Origin of the sequence: Rheinheimera sp. D18 (genome assembly GCF_004345025.1) — a bacterium.
Classification (GTDB): Bacteria; Pseudomonadota; Gammaproteobacteria; order Enterobacterales; family Alteromonadaceae; genus Alishewanella; species Alishewanella metallidurans.
Genome location: NZ_CP037745.1, coordinates 834146 through 854554, shown reverse-complemented (window position 1 = coordinate 854554; position 20409 = coordinate 834146). Strand labels below are relative to the sequence as shown.

Annotated in this window: 20 protein-coding genes and 1 pseudogene; 8 read left to right on the top strand and 13 right to left on the bottom strand. The window is 44.6% G+C overall.

Going from position 1 to position 20409, the window contains the following annotated elements; genetic code table 11:
* Positions 1–108 precede the first annotated feature (108 nt).
* Positions 109–1491 carry an ATP-dependent RNA helicase DbpA gene (gene dbpA / locus E0Z06_RS04100; RefSeq protein ID WP_132582145.1) on the top strand — a complete coding sequence of 461 codons (1383 nt, stop codon included), beginning with the start codon at positions 109–111 and terminating at the stop codon, positions 1489–1491.
* A gap of 9 nt (positions 1492–1500) precedes the next feature.
* On the opposite strand, the gene arfB is transcribed toward dbpA, so the two are convergent.
* A complete protein-coding gene (gene arfB / locus E0Z06_RS04095; RefSeq protein WP_132582143.1) occupies positions 1501–1920 on the bottom strand; it encodes an alternative ribosome rescue aminoacyl-tRNA hydrolase ArfB in 420 nt (139 codons plus the stop codon).
* A gap of 184 nt (positions 1921–2104) precedes the next feature.
* Between arfB and E0Z06_RS04090 the strand changes: the two genes are divergently transcribed.
* Together E0Z06_RS04090 and E0Z06_RS04085 are read left to right on the top strand one after the other, a co-directional pair.
* Positions 2105–4015, top strand: a complete 1911-nt coding sequence (locus tag E0Z06_RS04090; protein WP_132582141.1) for a propionyl-CoA synthetase — start codon at positions 2105–2107, stop codon at positions 4013–4015.
* A gap of 134 nt (positions 4016–4149) precedes the next feature.
* Positions 4150–5184, top strand: a complete 1035-nt coding sequence (locus E0Z06_RS04085) for a DUF5924 family protein (protein ID WP_132582139.1) — start codon at positions 4150–4152, stop codon at positions 5182–5184.
* On the opposite strand, the gene E0Z06_RS04080 is transcribed toward E0Z06_RS04085, so the two are convergent.
* The gene (locus tag E0Z06_RS04080) at positions 5147–5416 is read right to left on the bottom strand and encodes a hypothetical protein (protein WP_132582137.1); all 270 of its coding nucleotides are present in this window, start codon (positions 5414–5416) and stop codon (positions 5147–5149) included. The genes E0Z06_RS04085 and E0Z06_RS04080 overlap by 38 nt on opposite strands.
* Positions 5417–5778: 362 nt before the next feature.
* Between E0Z06_RS04080 and E0Z06_RS04075 the strand changes: the two genes are divergently transcribed.
* Positions 5779–5988, top strand: a complete 210-nt coding sequence (locus E0Z06_RS04075; RefSeq protein ID WP_132582135.1) for an MbcA/ParS/Xre antitoxin family protein — start codon at positions 5779–5781, stop codon at positions 5986–5988.
* Between the two features lie 210 nt (positions 5989–6198).
* On the opposite strand, the gene E0Z06_RS15855 is transcribed toward E0Z06_RS04075, so the two are convergent.
* A complete protein-coding gene (locus tag E0Z06_RS15855; RefSeq protein ID WP_279432806.1) occupies positions 6199–6321 on the bottom strand; it encodes a hypothetical protein in 123 nt (40 codons plus the stop codon).
* 344 nt (positions 6322–6665) lie between these two features.
* Here E0Z06_RS15855 and E0Z06_RS04070 point away from each other — a divergent pair, with 344 nt between their 5' ends.
* Positions 6666–7109, top strand: coding sequence for an antitoxin Xre/MbcA/ParS toxin-binding domain-containing protein (locus E0Z06_RS04070; RefSeq protein ID WP_132582133.1), 444 nt, complete (start codon positions 6666–6668; stop codon positions 7107–7109).
* 173 nt (positions 7110–7282) lie between these two features.
* Here E0Z06_RS04070 and E0Z06_RS15850 read toward each other — a convergent pair whose 3' ends face one another.
* The 3 genes from E0Z06_RS15850 to E0Z06_RS04050 form a co-directional block, all read right to left on the bottom strand.
* Positions 7283–8698, bottom strand: a complete 1416-nt coding sequence (locus tag E0Z06_RS15850; RefSeq protein WP_207903141.1) for a PAS domain-containing methyl-accepting chemotaxis protein — start codon at positions 8696–8698, stop codon at positions 7283–7285.
* Positions 8699–9094: 396 nt separating this feature from the next.
* A complete protein-coding gene (nth, locus tag E0Z06_RS04055) occupies positions 9095–9769 on the bottom strand; it encodes an endonuclease III (RefSeq protein ID WP_207903140.1) in 675 nt (224 codons plus the stop codon).
* 67 nt (positions 9770–9836) lie between these two features.
* Positions 9837–10466 carry a TetR/AcrR family transcriptional regulator gene (locus tag E0Z06_RS04050; protein ID WP_132582129.1) on the bottom strand — a complete coding sequence of 210 codons (630 nt, stop codon included), beginning with the start codon at positions 10464–10466 and terminating at the stop codon, positions 9837–9839.
* Between the two features lie 419 nt (positions 10467–10885).
* Here E0Z06_RS04050 and E0Z06_RS04045 point away from each other — a divergent pair, with 419 nt between their 5' ends.
* On the top strand, positions 10886–11083 hold the full coding sequence (locus tag E0Z06_RS04045; RefSeq protein ID WP_132582127.1) for a hypothetical protein: 198 nt from the start codon (positions 10886–10888) through the stop codon (positions 11081–11083).
* Positions 11084–11324: 241 nt separating this feature from the next.
* Here E0Z06_RS04045 and E0Z06_RS04035 read toward each other — a convergent pair whose 3' ends face one another.
* Together E0Z06_RS04035 and E0Z06_RS04030 are read right to left on the bottom strand one after the other, a co-directional pair.
* Positions 11325–12281, bottom strand: coding sequence for a hypothetical protein (locus tag E0Z06_RS04035; protein WP_132582125.1), 957 nt, complete (start codon positions 12279–12281; stop codon positions 11325–11327).
* On the bottom strand, positions 12281–12628 hold the full coding sequence (locus E0Z06_RS04030; RefSeq protein WP_132582123.1) for a PadR family transcriptional regulator: 348 nt from the start codon (positions 12626–12628) through the stop codon (positions 12281–12283). The genes E0Z06_RS04035 and E0Z06_RS04030 overlap by 1 nt, the downstream gene beginning before the upstream one ends.
* A gap of 160 nt (positions 12629–12788) precedes the next feature.
* On the opposite strand from E0Z06_RS04030, the pseudogene E0Z06_RS04025 reads away from it, so the two are divergent.
* Positions 12789–13412 (top strand): annotated as a pseudogene (locus tag E0Z06_RS04025) (cation diffusion facilitator family transporter); the annotation flags it as partial.
* A gap of 75 nt (positions 13413–13487) precedes the next feature.
* On the opposite strand, the gene istB reads toward E0Z06_RS04025, so the two are convergent.
* Together istB and istA are read right to left on the bottom strand one after the other, a co-directional pair.
* On the bottom strand, positions 13488–14270 hold the full coding sequence (gene istB / locus E0Z06_RS04020) for an IS21-like element helper ATPase IstB (RefSeq protein ID WP_132581484.1): 783 nt from the start codon (positions 14268–14270) through the stop codon (positions 13488–13490).
* A complete protein-coding gene (gene istA, locus E0Z06_RS04015) occupies positions 14267–15289 on the bottom strand; it encodes an IS21 family transposase (RefSeq protein WP_132581482.1) in 1023 nt (340 codons plus the stop codon). The genes istB and istA overlap by 4 nt, the downstream gene beginning before the upstream one ends.
* A 98-nt stretch (positions 15290–15387) precedes the next feature.
* Here istA and E0Z06_RS04010 point away from each other — a divergent pair, with 98 nt between their 5' ends.
* Positions 15388–15696 carry a cation transporter gene (locus E0Z06_RS04010; RefSeq protein WP_207903139.1) on the top strand — a complete coding sequence of 103 codons (309 nt, stop codon included), beginning with the start codon at positions 15388–15390 and terminating at the stop codon, positions 15694–15696.
* 47 nt (positions 15697–15743) lie between these two features.
* On the opposite strand, the gene E0Z06_RS04005 is transcribed toward E0Z06_RS04010, so the two are convergent.
* The 3 genes from E0Z06_RS04005 to E0Z06_RS03995 all read right to left on the bottom strand — a co-directional run bounded on the left by E0Z06_RS04005 (position 15744) and on the right by E0Z06_RS03995 (position 20296).
* Positions 15744–17006, bottom strand: coding sequence for a DEAD/DEAH box helicase (locus E0Z06_RS04005; protein WP_132582121.1), 1263 nt, complete (start codon positions 17004–17006; stop codon positions 15744–15746).
* Between the two features lie 45 nt (positions 17007–17051).
* Positions 17052–17351, bottom strand: coding sequence for a DUF6172 family protein (locus tag E0Z06_RS04000; RefSeq protein WP_132582119.1), 300 nt, complete (start codon positions 17349–17351; stop codon positions 17052–17054).
* A gap of 203 nt (positions 17352–17554) precedes the next feature.
* Positions 17555–20296 (bottom strand): M14 family metallopeptidase, encoded by a 2742-nt coding sequence (locus E0Z06_RS03995; protein ID WP_132582117.1) that lies wholly within the window; start codon positions 20294–20296, stop codon positions 17555–17557.
* Positions 20297–20409 lie beyond the last annotated feature (113 nt).

Here is a 20409-nt window from a genome sequence, read left to right as displayed (position 1 = left end):
TTGCCGAAATTTTCAACAACTAGCTGACGCAAAGGCCCAACATTCTGATACAATGCCGCCCCTTTTGCAGGCCAAGGCCCGCAGTTTGTTTTTTTGCGGAGTACCAGCATGAGCAACACCTCTTTTTCTAGCTTAGCCCTACCAACAGCATTGGTCAGTAATTTAACTGACTTAGGCTATACCAGCATGACCGATATTCAAGCTCAAGCTTTACCGGCAATTTTGGCTGGGCAAGATGTTATCGCCCAAGCTAAAACAGGCTCAGGTAAAACCGCAGCCTTTGGTTTAGGCTTATTAGCCAAGTTAGACGTCAAATATTTTCGCGTGCAAACGCTAGTATTATGCCCAACTCGCGAGCTGGCCGACCAAGTTGCCGCCGAGCTGCGTAAACTCGCCCGTAGTATTCATAATATTAAAATACTCACCCTTTGTGGTGGTGTGCCTCTAGGCCCACAAATAGGCTCGCTAGAACATGGCGCGCACATTATTGTTGGCACCCCAGGCCGAGTTATTGATCACTTAGATGCAGGTCGATTAAATTTAGATGACTTAACCACTCTCGTGCTAGACGAAGCAGACCGCATGTTAGACATGGGTTTTCAAGCCGATTTAGATAACGTTATTGCCAAAGCACCAGCCGATCGGCAAACACTGTTATTTAGTGCAACCTACCCAAATGCGATTGCTAAACTGAGCGAACGCTTACTGAAATCGCCAGTGCGCATTACCGTAACTGAGCAGCACAACACCACCAGTATTGAGCAAAAGTTTTTTCAAGTTAGCGGCAACGATGAGCGTTTTGACGCACTACGCACTTTGCTACTGCATTATCAAGGCCAAAGTAGCATTGTGTTTTGTAATACTAAACGCGAAACGCAAGACGTAGCCGACGACCTAAAACAATACGGTTTTAGCGTGCTAGCACTCCATGGTGATATGGAACAAAAAGACCGTGACCAAACCCTAGTTCAGTTTGCCAATGGCAGCGCTTGTGTGTTGGTTGCCACCGATGTTGCTGCCCGTGGTTTGGATATTAGCAGCGTAGACGCGATATTTAATTACCAGCTAGCGCACGACGCCGACACTCACACCCACCGCATTGGTCGTACCGGACGCGCAGGGCAAAGCGGTATGGCGCTAAGCTTATTTACTGCCAGCGACGCGGGAAAATTAGTTAGCCTAGAAGATGGCTTAGGCATGAAAATTGAGCCGGCAGAGCTACCCGAAGTTACTGGGCAGCAATTACCGGCCAAGCCATTAATGGCGACTTTGCAATTAGATGGCGGGAAAAAACATAAAATTCGCGCTGGTGATATTGTTGGTGCGTTAACCGCCAGCAAGCAGCTAAGCAATGACGATTTAGGTAAAATTCAACTGCATGACATTTGGAGCTTTGTTGCGGTAAAACGCAGTGCGCTACGCCTAGCACTACAGCTTATCCAACAGGGTAAAATTAAAGGTAAATCTATTCGCGCCCGCGCACTTAGCTAAGCTTACTATCTAAGTATCGGGTTTACCTTGGCGCAGTGCTTTAGTGGCACCGCGCTGCTTTTTATGCTCTAACCGCCGCTGCTGGCTGCCATAAGTTGCTTTAGTGGCAATACGTTTTTTTGCTACCCGCGCTACCGATTGCACCAACTCGATAAACTGTGCCAGTGCCATTTCACGGTTCATTTCTTGGCTACGGCTTTGTTGGCATTTAATAATTACTTTGCCGCTTTGGGTAATACGATGGTCTGACTTGGCCAACAGCTTATCTTTATAAAACTGCGGCAAACTAGAAGCATTAATATCAAAAATAAGCTGCGCCGCCGTCGATACTTTATTTACATGCTGGCCGCCCGCGCCACTAGCTCGAATAAACTGCCATTCTAGCTCGTTGTCAGCTAACTGAACGCTAGTTGAAATCTCAATTGCCATATCATTTCCTTGTTGCCACGACGATAACCCGATCAGACCATAACCAAGAGTGTCATACAAGTTTATCGCCTGTTATGGCACGGCTAAAGTCTATGCGGCTTAAGTCTAAGTTCGCTTCAGCAAAAAATTAGCTACAGTAGAGCTATTGTCGTTGACCTTCTATCGACGCCGTGAGGACACCATTATGGCTACTACTTCTGCAAACCGTTATCAGCTTGAATATCAGCATTCTGTGCAATCACCTGTCGAGTTTTGGCAACAGCAGGCAGAAAAACTTAGCTGGTATAAAACACCTCGCAACATACTACAGCAATTAGATGGCGCGCATTATCAATGGTTTGCCGATGGCGTGCTTAATACCGCCTACCTAGCACTCGATCATCATATTGAGCAAGGCCGAGGCGACCAAACGGCATTAATTTATGACTCTCCGGTTACCAATACTAAGCAACGTTTCAGTTATAACGAACTGCGCGATGAAGTGGCACGTTTTGCGGGTGTCCTTAAAGCCTTAGACGTAAACCCAGGCGATAGCGTTGTTATTTATATGCCGATGATCCCACAGGCCGCTATTGCTATGCTGGCAGTGGCGCGCTTAGGCGCTATTCACTCAGTGGTATTTGGTGGCTTTTCAGCGCACGAATTGGCAATGCGTATTGATGACGCCCAACCCAAAGTGGTAGTAAGTGCCTCATGTGGTGTTGAAATTAGTAAACTGATTGCCTACAAACCGTTACTTGATGACGCCATCGCTAAAGCCGAACATAAGCCCGAGCGCTGCATTATTTTTCAACGGCCACAGCTACACTCCCAGATGCAAGCTGGCCGTGATATTGATTGGCAACAGGCTATGAGCAAAGCGCAAAGCAACGGTTGCGTGCCGGTAAAGGCTACCGACCCGCTGTACGTGCTATATACCTCAGGTACTACTGGCAAACCTAAAGGCGTAGTGCGCGATAACGGTGGCCATGCTGTGGCGCTTAATTACAGCATGCAAGCGGTGTACGATGCGCGCCCTGGTGACGTATTTTGGGCAGCATCTGATGTCGGCTGGGTTGTGGGCCACTCTTACATTGTATATGGCCCACTTATCGCCGGTTGTACTACCGTATTATACGAAGGTAAGCCAGTTTTCACCCCCAACGCAGGCGCATTCTGGCGGGTATGTGCCGAGTATAAAGTGAATATTTTATTCGCCGCACCCACCGCTTTTCGTGCCATTAGAAAAGAAGACCCAGAGGCGACATTGCAACAATATGATTTAAGCGCACTGCGCAGTATTTTTATGGCTGGCGAGCGTTTAGACCCAGCAACCTATCAATGGGTTAGCGACAAGCTAGGCAAACCGGTAATTGATCACTGGTGGCAAACTGAAACCGGCTGGCCGGTAGCGGCAAACCTAGCAGGTTTAACCTTGCTACCCACCAAACCAGGTTCGTCAACCGTACCCGTACCTGGGTTTAACATACGTATCCTTAATGACAGCGGTATAGCCGTGCGCCCAAACGAACAAGGCTATATTGCCTTACAGTTACCATTGCCACCAGGCTGCTTAACCACCATTTGGCGTAACGACGAGCGTTTCATTGCCGGATATTTAGATACCTTTCCTGGCTATTACGCCAGCGGCGATGGTGGTTACCTTGACGACGATGGCTATTTATTTGTTATGGGCCGCACCGACGACGTTATTAACGTTGCGGGGCATCGTTTATCAACCGGAGAAATGGAGCAAATTGTCGCTAACCACCCTGCTATTGCTGAATGTTGTGTTATTGGCATTAACGAACCAATTAAAGGCCAGCAACCTTTAGCTCTAGTGCTGATAAAAAATGGCATAACGGTAGACGAAACTATTTTAGAAGCTGAGTTGGTGGCTATGGTACGCCAAGAAATAGGCGCGCTGGCCTGCTTTAAAAAAGCGATAATTGTTAAACGTTTACCAAAAACTCGCTCGGGTAAAATTTTACGCAAACTATTACGGCAAATAGCCGATGGCAGCGAGTACGTTGTGCCATCAACTATTGACGACCCAGCCAGTTTGCCAGAAATTGAGCAACTAATGGCAAGCCGTGGTTTAGTTAATGCGCTTTAGTCAGTGTTTAAACGCTAATTTATTGCAGTTAACCTAAAAAAACACCGATAATATACACCGTAAACAGGGCTGGTTAAGCTAATAGCTGTATGCTGTGTTACCGCCCTGCTCAACGCTTATGGAACCTTATCGGGATGAAATCGTTAAAAAGACTGTTATTGCAATTAGTTGAGCAGCTACAGCGCTATCCCGGTTTAATGGCGGTACTGGCATTTACCTCCGGTATCGCCAGCTATATTCTGGTTGAACGCAAAGAGTCATTAGCACAATTTATTGCCGTATTTCTGCTGCTAAGCTGGCTATGGCTGTTATCTGACAACTGGCTGCGTAAACGCATTGAACAACGCTTTGGTGTTGCCATACCGCCAACGTTAGTGCGCTTTACCTTACAAATGGTACACCAAGAAAGTTTGTTTTTTGCGCTACCGTTTTTTCTTGCTGTTACCAGCTGGAACCACGGCCAAGCCGCATTTACCGCATTAATTATGCTTTGCGCTTTAATCTCGTTAATAGACCCGCTGTATTACAAAAAATTAGCACCTCGGCGTACACTATTTGTCGTATTTCATGCGTTTGCCTTATTTGTGGTGTTGTTGGTTATTTTGCCCACCTTGTTTCAACTTACCACTAGCCAAAGCCTTGGCGCCGCACTGGCTATTGCTGGTGTGCTTAGCTTACCCAGTTTAAGCACCTTAATGCCCACCGGTCACTGGTGGCGCTTTCCGCTAGTAATACTGTTATTAGCTGTACTTAGTGCCGGCTTATGGCAGTTACGCAGCTTTGTACCACCCGCCGCGCTGCGCTTAACGGCTATTACCTTGTCTCACGAAATAGATTATGCGCAACGTAAACCCGGCCCAAGCATTCATCGGCTTGACGCCGCAGCGCTGCATCAGCAAGGTTTGTTTAGCTTTACTGCGGTAAAAGCCCCGCGCGGGTTAAACGAAAAAATTTACCATGTGTGGCTACAAAACGGTAAAGAAGTCGATCGCATAGTATTAGATATTACCGGAGGCAGAGAGCAAGGCTACCGCGCGTGGACTCACAAACAAAACTTTCCGGCTAACGCCGAAGGCAAATGGCAAGTACAAGTTGTTACCGAATCAGAACAGCTTATTGGCTTAACCCGCTTTACCGTAACGCCGGCCGTAATAACGCAACCGCAATAACTGGCGGCGGATCTTTTATTGGCAGCTTGCAATGCAGTTGTAACAGCTTTAGCAACTCGCGTTGCTGCTTCTGCAACTGCTTACCCTGCTCAGCCGTATAAGGCTGCCGCAACTGTTTTTGCACCTCCAAGCGCTTAGCATTAAGCTTTTGACACTCCGATTGGCTATATTGCGGCGCAGCTAAAGCCGGAAAAGCCGACATGGCTATTAGCGCTATTAAGGTCAAACGCATTATTGGCTCTCCGTTTAATTATTTGTAGCAAGTAGACTTGCTCGGCTTATTCTATCCTCGGCGCCAGTGTTAAAGAAAGCTATTTAAAATTGCCCCTACTTACTAACTCCGTCGAATTCGACGGGGTTGCAATTAAGAGTGCCAGATCAAGCATTAACACTTGGAGCTGACCCTCGAGGGTATTCAACTGTGAAGCCATGCTCATTTAAACTTATAATTAAATTGTCATTACAGACCGGGACCAGGAAACTGGAGTAGTGATGCCGGAGCAACGTTCCCCCAGCCTGTGAGCGGGATAAAAAGGCCACCCGGATTTATGCCTTTCAAACTAGCCATTTGCCAAACGTGTTTAAGGTAAGCGCATGCAGCACAATCAAGCTTGTTCAAAAGCACAGCTCGAGCAGGAGCTAAATGCCATCTTTGGTAATGACACCGCCAAGATAAATGAGTGGCTGGATACGCCAATACCGAGGCTAGACGGACAAAGTCCTCGCAGCATGCTTGCGTCGGATGATAAGTGTGCGGAGCTTTTTCAGGTGCTGCAAGAAATGCAGTTTGGGGATATGGTTTAATGACTTCTTTGAATAAAAAGCTGGGGTAACGATTACCATAGCTGACATCTGTTGGTTAGCATCGGCAGTCCATAACTATGAATTGTCATGCTTCGTTAGATGTGATTATGAAATAGCTTGTGCAATCCACTCATTTATATCTGTGCCTTCCGGGCGCTGTGACAATCTCTGAATTATCCAGATGTTTAGATAATCCCTGTCTCGCCGCCCTTACCGCCCAGCCCCCTCTGATTTAGCAGTTTCGTTTGCTAACTTTTGAATCATTGTCCAACAGGCTGTGCTAGCTGCAATGCTGATTTGTCGTTCATCATCGAAGAAATGAAGGTATTCCATTGAAGACTCCTTTGTACACGATTAGATTGCTCCTATACATAACATTTAGCAAAACCGACACCTAAGATGCTAGCAGTTGACCCGGAGTGCTGCCCGATTCATGCTGCCCTGACGCCTAAATAAGATCCTAATTGGATCTTCAAAAAATCTGTAAATCGCTCGAATTTTTAGCTTTGACGAAAGTGTCACAAGTAACACAAGTTGCAAATTTAAGTTTATTGAAACGCACGTAATGCTTAAAGACGCCCAAGACTTCGCTTGGGTAATGCACAAAACTTGCTATTCTCACATCTTAGGTCGGTATATTGAACCGTATGTTTGAGAATTACCTATAGAGGATCAGCATGACGGAATCCCGCAAATACGCACCAGAATGCCCTCCAAATAATATTTGGACAGAACTTAAACTGCCAAGTGAAGATGCAAAGGTTCGTGCGATGGTAAGGACAGGTTTTAGTGTTGATTTACTGACCAATATAGCTAACATTATTGGTTTCAGGTTGGCTTTAGTAGCACGATCAATCGGTATTCCCAGTAAGACACTGGCACGCCGACGAAAACATGGACTCTTCAACAGTGAAGAGAGTGGCCGTATCTTTTGTCTTATCCAGGTTACAGACCGCGTAACTAGTCTTTTTGAAGGTGATAGAAAATCTGCGGGTCAATGGATGCAAACATCGATACCAGCGCTCGGACAAAAGAAACCGATTGAAATGCTCGAAACAACCGCAGACACCTTAGCCGTCTTAAATCTAATTACCCGGCTCGAGTTCGGTGTCCATTCATAGCTTAGGGTTAAACATTAATTCCGCTTTGAGCGAAAAGCAGCTATTCAGATCAGGCCGCTCGTGAAAAACGAATCTCTGCTTTGCCTTATTTGCGGACATTCGATTTTTCGTGAACCCAGAGCGTATCCTCTAATCAGGGGGCCAATTTCAGTGTGGCACTACACTTTACTTACTCAATGGATCGCAGACACAGACTGTACAACCTCTTGTGCACCTTTTTCTATATCCAAAATTATGCTGGAAAGGAGAGCAATTTTCTCACCATTTTGACCGCTGAGCCCATCGATAGAATTAATGGCTTGCATAACCTGACTAGTTACTTCCAGATTTCTTGCAACAACACTTGATATCTCATCAGTCGCTGAGCTTGTTCTTGAAGCCAGCGATCGGACTTCATCTGCGACAACAGCAAATCCACGTCCAGCCTCGCCAGCACGAGCTGCTTCGATAGCTGCATTTAGAGCAAGCAAGTTGGTCTGCTCTGCTACGCTACGAATGATATTGACCATACTAGAGATTTCTTTTGCTTGGTCACTTAATCGTTGAATAACTTGATTAGTAGTTAAAACTGTTTCGGATATCTCGCTTGCTAAATCTAAAGAGGATTCAATATGACTCTTCCCTTGTTCAGCGATATTAAAGGTTTGAAGCGCTGTTTCGTGAGCAACCTGGGCAGCTTGTTTTGCCCTCATTGCCTGCATAACACGATCTGTAATTGCAGTCGCAAATTTGATAACTTTGATGACTTTGCCGTCATTATCTTTTACAGGGTTATAACTCGCCTCTAACCATATATCATTACCTCTGGCATCATATCGCTTAAACTTACCAGAGCTGAGTTTACCCACAGCCAGGTCTTTCCAGAACTCTGGATTTTCTCTATAAAAACTGTCATCACAAAACATCTTATGGTGTCTGCCTACGATCTCCGACAGTTGATATCCCATAGCTTGAAGGAAGTTTTTATTTGCATTAACGATCTCACCACCAGGAGTGAATTCAATAATAGCCATAGCTTGATCTAGGGCGTGATATATCGCGTTTTGGTCCGTTAACTTTAATGTCTGCTCAGTTACGTCTGAGGCAATTTTGATCACGCTTGATACTTTCCCTGTGCCACTATGAACGGGAAAATAAGTCGCCTCTAACCAAATAGATTTTCCAAGCTTTGTTTTTCTGTTGAATGAGCCATGCTTCGCTCTACCTGAGGCAAGCTCAGACCAAAAGTTCTTGTACTCATAGCTTGCGGAATATTTGGGATCACAAAAAATTGAATGATGCTTGCCAACAATTTCCGATAGTGAATACCCAACAGTGTGCAGAAATAAATCGTTTGCATCCTGAATATGACCATCAGGGGAGAATTGTATAAATGCAACACTGCCTCTGATTGCGGCAATCACCGAGGTAGCCTCTGACAAAGCTGTACTCAGCCTTTCGTTTTCCTGTTTGATTTTTTTGTTGAACATCGCAGTCTCTGTACGATTGAAAATGTAACAAATTATATCTGAATAGAATGAATTCGAGATGAATTTTCGACAATTACCAAATTTATCAGATATTTGTCTATTTAATGAACGATTTGGCATTTAATGCTGTTTAACTGAGGCATTATCTAAAACACTGCCTGACGTTTTAGAGAAGCACACTAAATTCTCTCTGGATAAGCGCTCATTATTAACTCAATTACAAGAGATTAGAGTAAGTGAGTTCGCTTCAGATTTTGATGAGTTCATTGAAGGACTGTGTACCTTTGCAGTTCCACTTGATACTTATCTTGGAAACTATTCCATTGCCGTGGTTGCACCGTCTACAAGAGGAAGAATAAACGCTGAGTCGATCCGTGTAGCGCTAGACAAGTGCAGAGAAAGTATACAGCGGGAAATTGGCAAGACGCTGGTTAAAAAACAATCTACCGTTGATTTTTCTAGTCGTCAGCAGCCAGCACTTTGCTGGTTGCTGCTTTGAAAAACCATGGCTTAAGCTTAAGAATCGAACTGACTGCAAAATTGATTAACACAACACTCAGAACATTTTGGCTTTCTGGCCGTACAGACTTTCATTCCGTGCTGTATTAGCCATTCATGCGCATGTTTTTTGTAAAATGTTGGCGTGATAAGATTAATCTTTACCGCCGCATCTTCGGCCGAATCAGTCGCAATTATTTTTAAACGGTTCAACACCCTAAGTACATGGGTATCGACGGCTATCGTGTCTTTAGAGAATACAAAATTAAGCATAATATCCGTGACCTTACGGCCCACACCCTGAAGCTTCATCAACTCTTCTCTAGTTTCCGGGATGTTACCATTGTGAAGCTCAATGATCTGTCGAGCCATCAACTTTAGATTCACTGTTTTTCTGTTGTAATGAGCTACAGGCTTTATGATTTGCCTTAATTCTTCATCATCGAGCGCTAGCAGTTCTTCGAAATTCGAAACCCTCTGATATAAGGGAACACAGGCATTTACCACCCGCTTTGTGATGGTCATAGTTGACAGGCACACAGAAACTAAGCTCTTAAATGGGGTACTTGAGAGGCCGTTGGTCATCCAAGGATCATCTGTGTTCTCGAATGTAGGGTAGGTTTGACTCAGTATTTCATAAATTTGAGCAATTTCATTACTTGATGCTAACCCTTGTTGATTCAACTTGTTCACAAAGCCTCCGAATAAATGGACCATTCAGTCCATTTTGTCGTTAGTTGCAGATTTTGTCAATTCAACTTCAGAGACAATTTGTCAGACCTTTTGCATTTAGGAGAATAATTACATCTGACACATGGTCCCGGATATACTCTTTTGGGTTTTCAGGGATACAGCCAAAAGCGGCTTGAAAGCATAAAGGTTGAATTACTAACTCACAAAACCTTATTGCAATTTCTCTGAGACGTTCATCATTGTGGCTTTCTAAGAAAGTTTTGAGTGCTGACGCCACGTAATCTACCGAACCAGCGAGGCTCGATTGGTAGGCCTTTTGAGCCAACAGCGGAAAATTAAGAGCTTCAGCCGCAGTAATTCTAATAAACGCGATACACCGCTCTGCAAGCATACCTAGAGCAAGTCTCTCACCAACGTCTTGAAGACAATCGTTAAGGCTGTCGCATGTGGGGAGCTCACCTAACTCAATGAAAATTGTCCGAATTGATCGTTGAACCACAGCAGAAAATAAACTCTCTTTGTCACCAAACCTCAGGTAGAAAGCAGATTTACCGCAATCTGAAACACTCAGGATCTGACTAATCGAAGTTCCACCGTAGCCCTGTCTCATGAACAGATCTGTGGCACAGGCTAAGAGCTTTTCTTCAAACACTCCCGCATCACTCGCTTTTGGACGTCCTTTTTTCTTTGTCGTCATAACGCTTCACAAACTCTAAGATAATTGGAACAGGCACTTGGACTGCATAATACTAAATTTATGCTGACAGAAAGAGAAATGAACCAAGAAAAGGTTAGCCTTCCTGCATCAGAGTTTTCAAAGTCTAATTCCTTGTTTTTCTGTGACCCAAAAAAAGCACTTCTAACACTTCTCGCTAAACGTCCGCTATCAGTGAAAAGCGCCGATTTTGTCGAATCTCAGTGAATTTCCGCTTTTGGCACAGAGCAGCTATATAACTTCTGTTAAGCAATAAATGAAAAACCCAAGCTTTCGCCTAGGTTACTCGTTCGTCTCTGGTGGTCTGCAGTTGCAGTGATGTTCCAAAGCCCTCGAGAAAATTATACCTGCGGACTGACAACGGCGCTACTCGGTTTTATTACTACGCTTTAGGAAAGAGTGTGCTGCTTTTTAAAGGTCCAGGTCACAATTTAACGACCTTGGCAAAATTTAAAACTGATGATGCCAGTAAGACAATATTACTAATGCTACCGGGCTATGTCTGTAATAAGTGGTATCAGGTTGGCCTGCCATGTGCTGACTTCAAAGATGCAATGTCCCATTTAGGTGGGCTACTTGATATTGTAGTTTTGCACTAATGAAATATTAAGTACTGGTTTTACAGTTTGCTTTTAGGGCATCGGGTAGTGAATATCCTCATACTCCTTAATCAGTTGTACTAAGTCATCAAATTCGTCACCTTCAGGAGTGCCAGGTGTAGCCTCCAGAAGCAACTAATAGCGCTGCGCAATGGCAGTGTTATTTGGGTATTGCTGTTTGGCTTACTATTAACGGCGGCATATGAGTTAACCCAAGGTGCTTGGGCACCTATTACTGTGTTTAGCCTATTTTGCTTAGGCTTAGCCGGCGTAATCGTATTACGTCGCGTATTACTTCGTAAGCTGGCCAACAAGCGCCAATAAGTAATGCCCATGTAGCAGCGTGCTGTAATCTTTCCCAGCCATAGATCTGTGGCCAATTCTGCTGGTCAATTTGTAATAGTGGGCCGTTGAAAGCTAAATACAGCATTATTACTACAAAGCCGATATTCAGCACAATATTCAGCAGTTGCATGCCCTTGTTCCATTGCCTAGCACTTAGCTGCCATAAACTAAGCAATACACCCACAACTAATAGCGGTAAGCCCAATAGCAACACCTGTTGTGTGTGTGCTGTTAGCCATACCGTTTTACCGGCCAAGTCTTCTGGTGACAACAGTAGCAAATAGCTAATAACCGCCAGTAAAAAAGTATCTGTTATTAAATCGGTAACAATATCTTGCAGTGAAATATGCTGTTTGCTGGCCTGCAACGAAGGTAATTGCTCTACCTGCCATTCTTTAGCTTGTTGTAAATACTGTGGTTTAGCTCTGGATATCACGATAAAACCTAGCGTTATAGTGGTAAAAGCAAAGCTCGCATCTTCAATAAAGCCGCTTAGTATACTTTTTACAAATAGCAGCAAACCAAAGTCGTGCTCTAGCCAGTTGGCCGTGCTATTAAATACTTGCAACACCAACAAAATACCCAGCACCATAAACAGCGTATAACGGTAAATTTGCATATGTTCGCTAGCAATTAACGGTGCGATAGGCGCAAACTGCTGTGCAACTTGGCGCGGATGGCCCATAGCTTTTAACACCGAAGCAATAGCATTATCGGTTAATGGCCCGTTTTGCTCCGCTTGTGCATCTAGCTGATCCATAATATTGGCTTCTAATTCGCGGCCAATTTCTTCACGCTTATTGTCTGGCAGTTCGCGCTGTACGGCCGCCACATAACGTTTAACTAAATCCATTATTCTATCTCCCCACTGTTAGCTAATAACAATTTACCTATTGCGTTATTAAGGTTTTGCCATTCATCCGTAAGTTGCGCTAATAGCTGGCTACCGAGCTCAGATAACTGATAATAACGGCGCTCGCGGCCTTCACCTTGTCGCCACTCGCTGGTGAGTAACTCTTGATCGGCCAAACGGCGGATCAGCGGATACAAGGTACCTTCATCTATGTCAACGCCGCCGTCTTGCAGTTGCTTTCGCAGTGAGTAGCCGTAATGCGGCTGCTTTAGCGAGGCTAATACCGCCAGCACTAATACACCTCGGCGCAGCTCAAAGCGCATTTTATCAAGTTGTGCAGTGGTCATTTTTCATTCCTATTGCTTCTCGGCATATACTGTACGCCACATACTGTGCATAACACAGTATAATACTAGGCGACGCACAGTAAAAAAGCAAAACTATTTTTATTGCTACTTATCGGTTAGGTTATAGTTATTGCCGTATGAAGTAAGTTGAACTGAATAAATGCATAACCATAATCACGGCCATAGCCATAACCACAAGCATCATCACTCTAGTGCTGACACTGCATCCAACAGAATTGGTTGGGCGTTCTGCCTAAATTTTTGCTTCACTATTATTGAGTTTATTGGCGGTTGGTTAACCAACAGCACAGCAATTATGGCCGATGCGGTGCACGACTTGGGCGATAGCTTGTCTATTGGTACCGCTTGGGGGCTGAATAAGCTTAGTGATAAAAAATCGAATGCGATTTTCTCTTATGGCTATAAACGTTTTTCATTACTGGGCGCTTTAATTAACGGCATAGTGCTAACTATTGGCTCAATCTGGATTTTATTAGAGTCTATCCCCAGACTATTTAACCCTGTTATGCCTCAAGCTGAGGGTATGCTGCTGCTGGCAATATTTGGTATTGCGGTAAATGGTTTTGCGGCTTACAAGCTTAGCGGCGGCAAATCACTAAACGAGCGCGTGCTTAATTGGCATTTACTGGAAGATGTACTCGGCTGGGTAGCAGTACTAATTGTGTCTATTGTTTTGATGTTTAAACCGTGGCCAATTTTAGACCCTATTTTATCGATTGGTTTTACGCTGTTTATTTTGTTTAATGTTGGCCGTAACCTTAAATGTCAACGGCAATCCAATTTTGACCCACTTACCGCTTAAAACGGTAATCTAAATTTGACCCACCCCAGGCTTTTATCAACTTAACGTACTCTCTGCTGCCGGTATCACACCCGCTGTTCTTTTACCTTTTAACCTGTAGCTATTACCGCTGATCTGCACGATATGAGCATGGTGTAATAACCTGTCTAAGAGTGCCGCAGTTAAGGTTTGATCATCAGTAAACGCCGTTGACCATTGTGAGAATGGCAGGTTGCTGGTCACAATAACACTGCCTTGTTCATAACGTTTCGCTATCACGTTAAAGAACAGGTTGGCTTCATCCCGGCCAAACGGTAAGTAACCTATTTCATCTATTACCAACAGTTTTGGCGATAATACACTGCGTTTTAAGTATGCCTCCAGGCGGCCCTGTTTCTTTGCCGTGGCCAGTTGCAGCATTAAATCTGCCGCAGTGATAAAGCGCACTTTTATGCCACGCATAATGGCGCTGTACGCCAGTGCTATCGCCAGATGACTTTTACCTACGCCACTTGGGCCGAGCAGTACAATATTCTCCTGACGCTCAATAAAGGCCAGGCTGGTGAGCTCCAATAGCTGTTTGCGCGGTGCGCCGGTGGCGAAGCGGAAGTCATAGTCATCAAAGTGTTTTACCGCTGGTAACCCGGCAGTCTTGAGCAACATCTCCCGCGTGCGCTGCAATCTGGCATCCAGTTCTGCTTGCAGCAGGCTTTCGAGGAAGTCGGCGAAGCTTTTACCTTGTGCGGCACTGTGGTCAGCCATGGCCGACCATTCTGTTGCTATTGCCGGCAGTTTCAATACCTCACAGGCATGCTGTATTCGTTGAAGTTGCAGGTTCATGGCCGCACCTCCAACAATTGGTCATACACCGATAAGGGGTGTTGTAAGCTTTCCCTTGGCATCGTATAGCGCGTGATTTGCCGGATGTCAGACTGGCGCGGTTTTATACCGCTGGGTAGCGGTTGTAAGCTCAAGCGCTCTTTAGCTAGTAACACCGCAGGCTTCTCGCCAGTCGTGCCATGGATGCGCTGATTGGCCACATCATGAAGCCAGGGGCCGATATGCGCATTCGCTGTGTCGACATCGAGCACAAGGCCAGCCTGTTTTAAGCTGGCAGCCAGTGGCGTGATAAAGCTGCCTTTTAAATAGCCATTGAAGCGCTCAACCTTGCCCTTGGTTTTTGCCCGGTAAGGGCGGCAGGCTTTAAGTTTAAAGCCATAGTCTTTGGCCATCTCAAGCAGTTTGGCATTCCAGCGATGAGCACCCTCACCATAAGCATCGCGCTCAATCATGATGCATTTGGCATTATCAAACAGCAGCTCTTTAGGGACGCCAGAGAAGTAATCCAGCGCGGCTTCAATACCCAGCAACCAGTCTTCCTGGCGCTCATATTCACTGAACCGGACATAGGTAGCGCGGCTAAAACCCAGCGTGGCAACAAAGCCTTTTAGCTTATAACGCCCGCGGCGAATGGTCGTAAAGTCGATTTGCAGCTGTTGGCCTGGGGCGGTTTCAAAGCGCCTCACCGGTTCATGCTGCTGCGGTTTAAAAGGCCGGATATAGTTCTTCAGAATGCCTTCTTTGCCGGTAAATCCTTTGGCCTGAATTTCACGGAACAGCACCGTTGCCGGTATCCAATCCGGCTTAGCCGCAGCGATCCGCTCCATCAGATATGTCTTGAATGGGTCAAGTTTTGAAGCCCGATCAGCACGTTCGCTATAGGCTGGCGTTTTAGCAATATCCCGCAGATACTTACGAACAGTATTGCGTGATACATGTAATGTTTTGGCGATAGCACGAATGCTTTGGCCTTGTCGGTGCAACACATGGATTTCCACTAATAACTCCTGAGTCAGCATTAAAATTACACCGCCTTAATTCAATTAATGTCGGCGGTAATTTTGCCTCAGGTGGGTCAATTTTAAATTGTCGTTAGTGGGTCAGTTTTACATTACCGGTGACAAAAGAAACCATACTGCTATTTTTACAAGGCACGCCAGATAAAAAGTTGATGAAACAGGTACGTGCCCTATTACTGTCTAAAGGCGAAGTGGCGGAACTGCACCACTTTCATATTTGGTCACTAGACGGTGAGCATAGTGTAATGACGGTGCATTTAGTGCTGAAAACTGAAATAACATTAGTAGCGATAAAAAACCTAAAACAGCAACTGCAACAACAGCTTGCCGAGTTCAATTTTGCCCATACCACGATAGAATTAGAGTTTGCTGACGAAGCGTGTCGAGATAAAGCCAGTGCCACCTAGTAACAATTAGTTTAGGTGGCACTGTTTTGTGGAATGAAGGTATAGGCTTACTTTTTAACGCGAGGTTTAGCTTTAGGTTTATTAGCAGCATCTAGATTAATGGTGGTTTCGCTGGCTTTGTTTGAGCGGCCGGATAACACCTTACGTGAAATACTTTTTAACAATGAGCCACGGTTGCTTACTTCAAAACCTGGTTTAACAATGCGTTTGATATCAGCGCCAATCAGCTTTTGAATGCGCTCTAAGGTTTGCTCTTCTTCACGGCTAACAAATGAAATAGCGTCGCCTTTCGCGCCTGCACGACCGGTGCGGCCGATACGATGCACGTAATCTTCTGGTAAATAAGGCAAGTTAAAGTTAACGACGTAATCAAGGCCTTGAATATCTAAACCACGGGCAGCAACTTCGGTGGCTATTAAAACCTGCAATTTAGCCGATTTAAAATCAGCGATAGCGCGGCGTCTTGCGCCTTGGCTTTTATCACCATGGCAAACATCAGCGTTAATTTTACTTTTTTGTAAGCCAGCTAATAAGCGGTCTGCTTGCTCTTTAGTACTCGTAAACACCAACACCTGAAACCAGTTGTTTTCAGCTAATAGTTGCTCAAACAAGTCAATTTTACGGTTTTCTTCTACCGGATACACCACATGGTTTACGGTATCAGCTGTACTGTTTATTTTAGTTACACGTATTTGCTGATGATTATTTAAAATTTTATGCGATAACTCATTCACCGCCGGTGAGGTTGTTGCCGAAAACAGCAAGGTTTGCCGTGTGGTCGCGGTCATTTGCATCAATTTCAGCACATCAGTACTAAAGCCCATATCTAACATACGGTCGGCTTCATCTAGCACGACAAACTCAACGTCAGTTAATATTACGTTGCCCAAGGTCATATGTTCAATTAAACGCCCTGGTGTACTAATAACAATATCAACACCGGCTTTTAATTTATTCGCCTGCCCACCCATTTTAACGCCACCATATAATGCCGTAACGCTAATAGGCACAAACTGGGCATAGGCAGCAATAGTATTGGCTAACTGCTCAGCTAATTCACGGGTTGGCGTTAAAATTAACGCACGCGGCCGTTTTTCAGCGGTGGCTTTAGGTTTGTCCAGCATGCGCTGTAATATAGGAATAGCAAAAGCCGCTGTTTTACCCGTACCCGTTTGCGCAGTTACTTGTAAATCTTTACCGCGACGCGCAGGCACAATCGCCTGCTCTTGCACTGGTGTCATAGTACTGTAGCCACATTCAACAACGGCGCGTTGTAAATCTGGAGCCAAATCTAAAGATGAAAATTGCATAAGAGATCCTCTGTAGAATTGCTACAGTCAAGAATGGGGTAAAAATTAATCAGCAGTTGTGGTGTTCGGCTTGTGTTTACAGGCTTTGGCAAGAATTTCAATATAGAATCCTGGTAGTTCTTGCGCAACGGAGGTATCAATATGTTTATTGATTTCAGCAGTAAATATTTTTTCAGCAACATCTACCGACGCACCAAAGCGACAATCAAACGTCCAGTAATCCATACCATCAGGCAAGGCCTTGCGACGCTCACGGTTTAGGTATTTTTTAATATCATATTTAATTGAATCCACCAACCGAGCTGGGTTCAGCTTAGGGTGAGTTAAGGCGAATGTTTTTTTCATCGAAATTCCTACAGATCTGCACTAATGAGTAAAAAGCTGAACCAGCTTTTAAAAACGCATTCTACATGGATGAGTAGAATATAACCGCCAATATCTGCTATTTTCTGTCAAAAACTAAGCAAAAAACGCTAACGCATGCGCGTTAGCGTTTTTTATTATACATTTAGCACCGTGGTAGACAACCAAAGCGATAATTCATCATTTTACCTTAATGGCGAAGCATGAGCTGATGCTCTAAAAATAGTATTCAATAACATTACGTTTAAACCATCCAGATAAGCTCTTGCCGTTGGCTCTTGGGTAAAGCCAATTACCATACCCTTGGCCATAGGCTGATGAATTAAATAAGGTTTATACGCAAGCTGCTGTTTGTTTTCTTGCCACAGATAACCGCTGGCTAAAACATTATCGGCACCAGCAAACCATGCTACGTTTTTACCTGACGCCAGCTTTATTGGTGTATAAATATCATTGCCATAAGCTATAGCTACCAAGTTTTTATGTACGCCAGCGGTAAGCCAATGCTCTTGATCAACTTCGATATTAGCCAGTACACCGGCGACAAAATCTGGGCTTTCTTGCAGGTTTTCGCTAGCTTTAATCAAGCTATCTTTTGAGGTTATTAATTGACCATCAACCATAGCCTCATCGTCTGCGTGCTTCGCGGCTTGCGTGTCAGTTGCGGCTGTATTTTTAAACGCGCGTTCTCTTTTAACATCTAGCAAACCCACTTCAGGTTCAGCGGCAAATTTAGTGGCATCGCCTAAGGTAATTAACACACCACCGCGCTCTACCCATTGCTTAATATTGGCGGCGCCACGTTCACCCAGTACCGCTTTGTAGTCACCAGAAGGTAAAATAAGCACCTGATAATTAGCAAGATCAGCCGATTTGAGCATAGCTGTGCGTATCGCCGTAACCGGATAGTTAAATTGGCGCTCGATAACAAAGCGCGAGTTACCGGCGCTAAGCGAACTGGTGGGTTCATCCCACGCCATAGCAATGTTCGGTGCAATCATATTAACGGTATTGTCACTACCAAAACTGGGGCCTTCGGTAACCCAGCTGGTGTTTACACCCACCACTTGCGCACCGGTTTGTTCGGCTATTTTTGCAATTTTCGCTGCCAAGTCAGCATCATTGCTGCGTTTTTCGATAATTAACGAGCCTGCTGCAAATTGTTGCTTGTCATCTAAAACAAAAGCTTTATCGGCACTTTTAATCACTATATTTTGCAACAACGCAGCGGTTAAAAACCGGCCTGCCGCCATATCACCCCAAGGCACAATAAACCCGACCGTAGCGTCGATATTGCTAACATTGCCAAGCAGTTTGTCATCGCTATTCACCACTTCACTGGCAACGGTTACGGGCTTAGCGCATTGCTCTACGTCAACGTCAAACATTAACGGTAATGACCAACCGGTTATGTCATAGATTTCGTCATGTAATTTACGACTACGCCGACGTTCTTGTTCTTTAATAAACTGGCTGTCCATATCAACCTGCTTGCTAAAGGTTGTAGTAACAAACCGGCCTTTAGGCTGAGCTGTATCAATAAAGTAAGCCCCCGCTTGATATTGCTTGCCACAACTTGAGAACGCTTCTGTGGCCTTAAATACATCAACATCATGCTGCGCCATCAAGGTAGCAAGGCGGTGCGATCCGGCTTTGTTTCGCTCATTGGGAATAATAAAAACCCGGCCATTTTTGTTGTTTTTACCAGCTTCAATGGCAGTTACTTGGTATTGGTAATAATCGTTTAATAATTTTTCATGATTATCGGCTACGGCTTCAGCGGTCGACACCGAGGCAACAAAATGGCGTTGCACCGTATTCAAATACGTTAAATTTTCGCCACTGTGCTTTTTAAACAGCTCACCACGAGAAGATGACACTTCATAAGTAGACGCCGACGCGCCGTAAAAGGTTGGCCAGCTATCGCCGTAGCCAGGGTAAAACGCATCAAAAACTTCACGGGTAAAAAAGTCAAAGCCAAAGCGATCGAAGTGCTTACCGTTGTTTTTACCAATGGTATTCATATTGTTAATTTGAGTTTTGGTCATATGCGGGTTAAACGGCTGGGCTGAAGGCGAAAAATAGTAACTTTGATCGCCACCCATTTCATGCAAGTCGATCACGACTAACGGCCGGTAATGGTTCATGGCTTTAATTCTACCCGCCGTTTCTGGCTGAGTTATCGCTAACCAATCTCGATTCATATCAAACAGGTAATGATTAGACCGGCCATTGGGCCAAGGCTCATTATGCTCGGCACTTAACCTATCACCACTATGCTGCAAACCAACTGTGGCGTAATAGCGGCTAATAAAGCGTGAACGGCCGTCGGGGTTTTGTAACGGGTCAATAAAAACGATGGTGTTGTTTAAAATCTTTTGGTTAGTTGCCTCATTAGGCGCAGCAAGTAAATGATAAGCCATCATCATAGCCGCATCGGTACTGCTAATTTCATTACCGTGTACGCTATATTCTAACCATACTGAAGAGGGTAATTGGCCAATGAGTTCTTTAGCTGTATTTTTGTTGGTTTTACGTGGGTCCGATAACTGCTGCATATTTTTGGCAAAACCATCAAGATCGGCAATATGCTTCGCATTACCTATAGCAGCATAAATAAGCTTTCGACCTTCCCATGTGCGGCCATATTCAACCACTTTTATTCGCTGTGGCTCAGCCTGTTGCAAGGCGTCAAAGTAGCGAAGCATATCGCTATGGCTAGTAATACGCTCACCTACGTCGTAGCCTAACACGCTTTTAAACGTGGGAATAGCCGCATTATATTGGCTACCTGGCCACATAGTGGCGGTATTATCAGCATTGATATTTTTATCAGTAACGACTGTCGTTGCGAATAAAGAGGGTGAAAAAGCAAACAAAGCACTAACAACAAATGAACATACTATAGGCTTATATTTAAATGCCATGATCAGATTAATTCCGTAGCGTAATGAGAGCACTAACCTATCGTTAAGTGAGTTGTTTATCAACCCAAAGCTACTTTTGACGGCAAACAACAACAGCCGATATTAATACGTTA